Genomic DNA, 8,502 nt, shown 5'->3' on the forward strand with positions numbered 1-8,502 from the left:
GGCTCTACAGTTTCATAATTCACGTGCAAATGCCCCAGTTTACGCCCTACTGTCACAAATTTCCAAAAATCATCAGCATTCTTTACACACGGGATACGAGGCAATTCTTTAGAGAGGTTATCAGCATAACGGGTGCGATAATCTTCTGAATGCAAAAGACCGTAAACATAATAAAACAGATCATCTTTAGTGTTTTTTCATTAGGATAAGCGGCTTTAAAATATGCTAATTCTTCATAAGTTATAGCATTACGCATTTTCTTTTTTTCTTATTTTAGTAAATAAGCTATTGTCATACTATTTTTCTTATCAAGCGATAATAATGGAGTGTTTTTTGTTGTCTCTAATATGTAACAGTTCCAATAAATTTGGTCTATTCTATGAATAAGAGTCTTTACTTGAAGCTCAAGATTATATTACATGCAACACCTTAAAATTAAGAAGCATATAGAGTGTATGATTGTCATTTAACAGTGTCATTGTAAAATCTTCACAAGCGGGGGAAATGATATGGTTTGCACAACACATAAAGCAAGTGTATACAGTACAGTCTATGCTTTTCTCTCAGATGTTATAAGTATTACTCTCATCAAAAAATTAAAAAATTGTTACGCGGTTGGCGATTTTTTCTGTGACGCTGATGATATGGTTCATTTGGTTGCTCACTTTGAGGGCACAATGAATGCATAGATTTTTTTTCATTTTTGTTTTTGCGGCTTTTTTGTGCCTTTTCTCGTTGCCGAGTTTTGCCCAAAACATTCGTGAGAAAGCGATTAATCAATCAGAGAGCATCCAACGACAACAAACACAACAACAGCGTTTTCAGCAATTACACCGTAGAAACGAAACCCATGGGGTCTTTTTGCCAGACGATGATACCACATCTCCCTATGGTGCTTCGTCTGGTACAACCTGTTTGCTAATCAAAAGCATTGAATTTGTTGGTGCTCAGTTGATTTCTCACACCGACCTTCATGAAGCCATTTCTCTTTGGGAAGGACGGTGTTTGGGGATTGCCGAAATCAATAAAGTGCTCAAAGCGGTGACCAAGCTTTATATGAAGCGCGGCTATATTGCAGTGCGGGCTTATTTGCCTGAGCAAGATTTAAGCGGCGGTCATCTCAAGATTGTTGTTGTTGAAGGTGTGATGGAAGATATTACCCTTGATGGGCATAAAGTTGGAAGGAAATCTCAAGGAGAAATCACCACGGCTTTTCCAAACCTTATTGGGAAGCCGACCAATCTGCGCCAGATAGAGCAAGGGCTTGATCAAATCAATCGGCTTTTCTCACGCCAAGCCACCATTAATCTTGGTGCGGGGAGCAATTCGGGTGGTTCGATACTCGATGTTCATATTGAAAAACAGAAACCTTGGCTTATTACGCTTTCCAGCGATAATCTTGGCGCTAAAGCAACAGGGCTTTATCAAACGCGCTTGAGCCTTTCTTTTGATGATCTGTTAGGGATCAATGATCAATGGTCGTTTAGCTATCAGCGTTCTATGGATGGTAGTCCGTATCATTTTTCTCACAAACGCCCCAATAGTGATACTCTAACGGGATCATTTTCTCTTCCCTATGGCACTTGGACAACAGGTTTTGATGGGACGTGGAGCCAATATCATTCGAGTGTTAAGGGGATATTTTCCGATATTATGACTGAGGGTAAGTCTTTATCGCTGACACCGTGGATTTCACGGGTTATTGACCGTGATCAAGAGGGAAAGACCTGGCTTACAGGACGGTTGACATGGAAATATTCTGATAATTTTATTATGGGCAGCCGGGTTGATGTTTCCAGCCGTAAACTGGCTATTGCAACCTTTGAGCTTGATCATTCGCGCAAGTGGCTTGGAGGAGAATTAAGCGCACATATAGGGTTTCATAAAGGGTTGGCAATTCTTGGCGCTTATGACGATAAAGAGCAAGAGAATACAACAAAAAATTCACCCAAAGGGCAATTTTCCAAATTGTCTTTTTCCCTAGGCTACGTGCGTCCTTTTTCGCTCAAACAATATAACTTTCGCTATAACACGCTGTTTTCAGGACAATTATCACCCGACACGTTGTTTAGTTCAGAGCAAATATCGCTTGGTGGTAGTTCCTCTGTGCGCGGGGTGCGTGAGGCGATTTATTACGGCAATAATGGGGCGTTTTGGCGCAATGAATTGTCGCTGTTGTTGCCAGGTTTTTCTTCGAGAATGGGGCGTAAATTTATAAGCCAATTTTCCCCTTATATGGCGCTTGATCTGGGGGCTGTAGCCAATGATGCAAACAAAAACAGTTTTGGCGGGAGCCTCGTTGGGGCAACTCTTGGTTTCCATGCAACCGGAGACATTACGGATATTGATGTATCTTATTCGAATATTTTAACCCAATCGACAGTGCGAGAAAAGGGAAATTCGACAGGGTTATTTCAAGTACGGGCATTATTGAGATTTTAGAGCAAAGGGGCGGTAAAAATATCGCTGCGCTGTTTACACCCATATGGGTTGTTTTTTTTAAGAGATAAAGAATTTTATGAGGAGCTGAAGATGCGGGGATTGAAAAATCAAAAGCATAGATTGGGATATGGATACAAGCGAGGAAAGCGCGTTCTTTGTGTTTTGCAGCGAGGGATCCATAAGGGGCTTTCACTGGTTTTAAGTTTTTGCTTAGCTTTTCAGCCTTTGTTGTTGCAAGCACAAGCGCTTGGAGCGCGAAGTCCTGTTGCACAAGAGAGCCAAGGGATAAAAGCAGCTGACGGGGTTGGCTCTGTTTTCCGCCCCACGGTGGGGAAAGCCGGCAATGATGTGCCGCTGATTGATATTGTTCGCCCCAATGGACAGGGTCTTTCTCATAACAAATATGACAGTTTCAATGTTGATACCCATGGCGTGATTTTGAACAATTCGACTGAGGAAGTCTCGCGTTCACAGCTTGGGGGATTGGTGCCAGGCAACGGCAATTTGCGTTATAGCGGTGCAGCAAAGGTTATCCTTAATGAAGTGGTGAGTGCCAATCGCTCGCGTCTTGAAGGCGTGAGCGAAGTACACGGGCAAATGGCGGATGTTATTATCGCCAACCCCAATGGGATTACCTGTAACGGTTGTGGCTTTATCAATACTCCACGGGTGACTTTATCGACCGGACAACCGATCATTGGAGCCGATGGCGCTTTGAGTGGGTTGCGTGTTGAGGGTGGAGATATCACCATAGGTTCTCGTGGGGCTGATGGGAGTGCATTAGATATTTTTGATCTTGTTTCGCGCAAGATCAGTATCGGGGGTCCCATACAGGTCAAAGGAGATTTGGCTGTTATCGCTGGTCACAATCATTTTGATTATCACAAGCGCGAAGCAACTTCTCTTGGTTCTGATGGCAAAGAGCCAGAATTGGCGATTGATTCCAGTGAGTTTGGTGGAATGTATGCGGGGCAGATCCGCGTGATTGCCAATGATAAAGGCGCCGGCGTTAAGATGCGAGGAGACATGGTTGCCAATGCAGGCGCCATGAGATTGACAAGTGATGGCAAGCTGGTGATTGCCAAAGCACGCGCCAAAGGAGCAGTAAAAGCGCGTTCTCACCACGATAGTGTGCATGTGAAAGATCTGCTTTTTTCAGAAGAAGCAGTTGAACTGAAGGCTTTGAAACATGTTGAACTGGCTGAGCAAGCTCGCGTTGCGGCAAGCGGTGCTGTTGATGTGCACGCAGATGTGATCAAGCTCCAGTCCCATGCTCTTCTAGCAAGCGGTATTGGGAGTGATGGTCAACAGTCAGCGACGGGTTCTTTGTATTTACAGGCAGCGAAGCTTGAGGCGGGGGATGGGCGGATAGCCGCTGGTGATCTTTTAGAGATCCAAGCAGCAACAATTGATCTAAGCCGCATGCAAGACAATGATCAAACAGGGGTTTCTTCCCTTGGCGATCTGACCATTAAAACCAATCAAATCACCGCTTTAAACAACCATATTGGTGCCAAGGGGAATATTGTCTTGAGCGCCGATGATGCGCTCACTGTAGGCGCTGGACATTATAGCGCCGGCGGCTCTCTTTTGGTGGAAGCAGCAGAGCTTACATCACGCGCGCGCTTAGTGGCAGAGCAAAAAATTGACCTTTATGCGCATCACGGTGCCCTGATCCAAGAAGGCACTGTCTGGTCTAATGGGAAGATAACGCTAGATGCCCATGGTGCCCTCAATCACACGGGTGATATTGTCAGTATGCAGCAGGTTGCATTGACAGCGGGGGGCATGCTCACAACCGGTCAAGAGAGTACGATTTTAAGTTATGATGTGGTTTTAAGTGCTGATGCTTTAACCCAAGCAGGGACTGTGGAAGCCCAAGAGGGAGCATTAACCCTTCAAGTGCGTGATGGGGTTATCAATAGCGGCACAATGCGTGGTGAGAGTGTCGATGCTCATATTGGTGCATTTACCAATCAAGGGACGTTTATTGCAACCGATGATTTGCATTTGATGGTAAGCGCACAAGAAGGCGCCGATCCGCAACAAGCCTTTCTGAAGAATACATCCGAAGGGGTCCTTCAAAGTGGTGGTGTTTTTGTTGTGATCGCAGGGCAATTAGACAATGCCGGTGTGCTTGGCTCCAGTGGTGAGAATGTTGCCCTTAATGTGGCAGGAAATGTCAGCAATAGTGGGCTGATTTACGCCAAAAAATCTATGGATCTATTCAGTGATGGTAATCTGAGCAATACACAGGGCAGAATTATTGCTGAAGAGGCTCTCAGCATTGGTGGGCTGAAAGAGATACGTGCTGGTCATATAAACAATGAGGCTGGTCTTCTCAGTGCTTTAGCCGGTGAGATGAAGATTGTTGCAACGTCTTTTGTCAATAAAAGCGCTGAAACGACAAATTCAGACCAACAAAACGCTACACATGATGAAGGTGCGCATGTTTTAGCGCGGGATGGTTTGCGCATTGATGTGGGCAGTTTTGAGAATGTTGATGGTCTCATTTCTACGCAAGGGGCAGTTAATATTGTTGCTGATAGTGTGATCCAAGCAGGGCACATAGAGATTGAGCGTGGTGACCTTCAACTGACCAGCCATGGTGATTTAAGCAATAGTGGCACAATAGAAAGCAATGATACCATTGCTTTGCATGCGCAAACAAATCTCAGCCAAACGGGGCGCATTGTCTCTAAAAAGCGGATAGAGCTTTCCAGTGATGGCATCTTGACGCTGGGCGAGACAAGTGAGGTTGGCGCCTATGATGTAACGCTGAAGGCAGGCACACTCACCCAAGATGGGCTTGTGGAAGCGCAAGGCGGAGTACTTACTCTCAACAGCCATGATGTTTTAAGCAATTCCGGTATTATGGTGGGCGGTGTTGTTGAAGCAACTCTCGGATCTTTAGCCAATTCCGGTCAGCTTTTAGCCAGTGACAGCTTTACGCTTATAGCAGAAAGCCATGATCCGTCATTGGGGCAAGTTGCTCTGGTTTTAAATGGTGAAGACGGTGTACTCAAAAGTGGTGGTGCTTTTGTCTTAACCGCAGATGTTTTGGACAATGCCGGCAGTATTGGTTCAAGTGGTGATGGGGTTGCGCTCAATGTGAGCGCTGATATGAGCAATAGCGGGCTGATTTATGCCAAGAAATCTGCCATTTTCTCCTTAGATGGGGATTTTATTAATAAGTTTGCCGATGTCATTGCTGAAGACAATCTCATCATCCGTGGCTTAAGTGGAGAGCGGGCTGGTCATGTAATCAACAGCTCGGGTCTTTTAGAAGCCGTGTCAGGCGATATGATCTTCGATGTCTCAGCGCTTACCAACATGCGTGAAGGCGGGGTTGAAGTTAGCGATAAAGTGATTTCTCACAGTTACGTTGCGGGAAGTTGGGAAGGCACTAATATTAAACACCATCAGATAAAGGAAGATGTTGACACTACAATTAGCCGTCAGCAGCCTCATTTTACCAATAATGCTGCACAGATTTTAGTAGGGCGTCATCTGACAATTAATGCCGGCGATATCCGTAATAGCTACAGTTTGATTGCTGCTAATGGCAACATTGAGATGCAGGGTGATACGCTGCTCAATGAGGGGCGCGATTTAACCGAAACAACCAAGATTGTAACTGAAACACATCGCAGGAAGAAACATTGCCACACATTATTAGGAGGGTGTGGTATTACAGGCATTACAGATGAGGGACATTATACTGATACCCAAACAACCGTCCGCACTTATGATGCTGTTTACGGCACGATTGAAGCTGGTGGCACGCTTGATGCCAAGTTGACAGGCTATATTGACAATCATGCGGTGCGTGAGGGGGTTGAGCAAGTTGGCTTAAGCTCTGGCGATAAAGGTTTGGCTGGTGTTAAAAACACCGATTTTGATGGCTCCAAACCACTGATTAGTGATGATCGATTGGACGGCATCATCAATGGTTTGAAAGGGCACAAAGGGCTTTTTGCACCAAGCACAAAAACACCCGCACCAGAATCCATACAAGTGCCAACGCAAGATGGGCTTAACTCTGTCAAGACAGAGTTGGCTGGCAGCCAATCACCGGATGTGCCGTTTTTAGTTGAGACGCGACAGGATTTTATCAACCCAAGTAAATTTTTAGGATCGGACTATTACTTAAAAAAGATTGGCAATTATAAGCCTGAGCACGTGTTTAAAAGATTGGGGGATGCTTATTTTGAATATCGTCTGGTGGGTGAGCAAATCTTTGAACTGACAGGCAATCGCACTCTTCTTGATGTTGAAGATCCCAATGCTCAAATGCAAAGGCTTTATGACAATGCTGTGGAGCAGCAAGGTCCTTTGGGGTTAGAGCTAGGCAAGCCCTTAACGCCTCAGCAGATTGCTGGGATCAAAAAGGATATGATCTGGCTTGAGACCCACCTTGTAGACGGACAAGAGGTCTTAGTGCCCCACGTTTATTTGGCGCCAACCTCCTCTTCAGAACAAGGGATAAAAAACGCACAAGGATTGCAAGGAAACCTTGCCAGTGCGCGTTTGAAAGGCAATGGCGTCACCTTGAATGCGGACCGTCTTACCAATAGCGGTGCTGTGGTAAGTAATGATGCATTGCATGTTTCGACCACGCAAACATTGTTTAATGATGGTGGTTTTTTAGATGCCAGAGGTGCTGTAGAACTCACCAGTAACGGTCTTTTAGCCAATTCTTCCGGTGTTATTCATGGTGATACGGTTACCATGACGGGTGATACGATTGTCAATAGTACCGCTAAAATCCGTGACACGAATGAATATGGTTTTGTTGATCGAGCTGGGCAGAAGGGACAAATTCTCTCTGATCATGAATTAAACATTCAATCCCTTGGTGATCTTGGCTCAGAGGGTGGGGAATTCACCAGCGGCGGTCCGATGACGGTGATTGTCGGTGGTTCTGCTACGTTTGGTTCATTAGTGCTAGAGAGTGACCATAAGGAGACATTGGAAAAAGGGCATTATAACGCCCAAAGCAGTGAGCACCGTTTGACAGAAGTCAAAAGTGATGGAGATTTGACCATTGTCACAGGTGGTGAACTGAACCTTGAGGGAAAGTTTAAAGCCAAGGGCAATGGTGATTTCACCAGTGGTGGCGCTCTCACCGTGACTTCGGTGCAAGATTTTAACAGTTCTGATTTGGATGATAGGGGCAAAGAAGGCGACAAATCGAAGCAAAAGAATAAGTTTCGTCAACAATCAACAGAAGTTACTACAAACAAAACCACGATAGAAGCAGAGGGCGACCTCTCCATGCATGCCAAAGATGGGCATCTCACACTTGGTGCGGCAGGGCTATCAAGTGGTGGTCAGACGCATTTGGCATCAGATACGGGAAAAATCAAGTTTCTGACCAACAAGGATCAAGATTTTAAGGATGTTTATCAGCGTAATGAAAACCTTGTGTGGTGGAGTGAGAGCGATAAAGGTTACCTTAAGGAGACCATCGAACATGTCACCATAGATGCTAAGGGTGGCATAAAGCTTGATGCGGGTGATGGCTTTGTTGTTGAGTATGAGGCAACTGGTGATTTAGACAAATCTCTTGAGCAATTGTCTCGCTCTCCAGGCATGGCATGGATCAAGCAACTGCGTGATGATCCAGAATTATCCAAGCAAGTGGATTGGCAAGCAGTTAAGGCTGAATTTAAAGACTGGGATTATAAAGCCCAAGGGCTGACAGAAGCCGGTGCGGCTATCGTGGCCTTGGCTGTCACGGCGGTTACGGGCGGAGCAGCCTCGGGCGCTGCCAGTGCCATTACCGGTGCTTTGGGGCTTGGCTCGAGTACCGCCATGAATGCGGCGATACAGGCAGGTGTCCAAGCACTGATTAACAAAAGCGCTGTGGCTCTTGTCAATAATCGCGGCAACATTGCCGGCGCCTTGCATGAGCTTGGCTCTTCAAAGAATGTTCTCAGCATTGTCTCATCGATGTTAACGGCGGGCTTAACCAGCCAACTAACGGAAATGGCAGGTGTTGGACAATCTTTGCCAAAAACCGCTCCTTTTGTCGATCGTATCGCCCTTGAAGCGAAA

The 8,502-nt window shown here is 45.6% G+C and carries 3 protein-coding genes and 1 pseudogene; 3 read left to right on the forward strand and 1 reads right to left on the reverse strand.

Annotation, left to right across the window (positions count from 1 at the left end):
* A pseudogene (locus ACFILL_RS08340) lies at positions 1-253 on the reverse strand (type ISP restriction/modification enzyme); the annotation flags it as partial.
* 256 nt (positions 254-509) lie between these two features.
* On the opposite strand from ACFILL_RS08340, the gene ACFILL_RS08345 reads away from it, so the two are divergent.
* The 3 genes from ACFILL_RS08345 to ACFILL_RS08355 all read left to right on the forward strand — a co-directional run.
* On the forward strand, positions 510-689 hold the full coding sequence (locus ACFILL_RS08345; RefSeq protein WP_375631742.1) for a hypothetical protein: 180 nt from the start codon (positions 510-512) through the stop codon (positions 687-689).
* Positions 682-2,442: a ShlB/FhaC/HecB family hemolysin secretion/activation protein gene (locus ACFILL_RS08350; RefSeq protein ID WP_375643721.1), complete on the forward strand. Its 1,761-nt coding sequence runs from the start codon at positions 682-684 to the stop codon at positions 2,440-2,442. The genes ACFILL_RS08345 and ACFILL_RS08350 overlap by 8 nt, the downstream gene beginning before the upstream one ends.
* Positions 2,443-2,532: 90 nt before the next feature.
* Positions 2,533-8,502 (forward strand): filamentous hemagglutinin N-terminal domain-containing protein (locus ACFILL_RS08355; RefSeq protein ID WP_375643722.1); only part of this gene is annotated, 5,970 nt, incomplete at its 3' end.

It is taken from the genome of Bartonella sp. AP20NXHL, from assembly GCF_042196165.1.
GTDB lineage: Bacteria > Pseudomonadota > Alphaproteobacteria > Rhizobiales > Rhizobiaceae > Bartonella.

Coding starts and splice junctions, on each gene's coding strand:
- ACFILL_RS08350 (WP_375643721.1), top strand. CDS start 682: ATGCATAGATTTTTTTTCATTTTTGTTTTTGCGGCTTTTTTGTGCCTT.
- ACFILL_RS08345 (WP_375631742.1), top strand. CDS start 510: ATGGTTTGCACAACACATAAAGCAAGTGTATACAGTACAGTCTATGCT.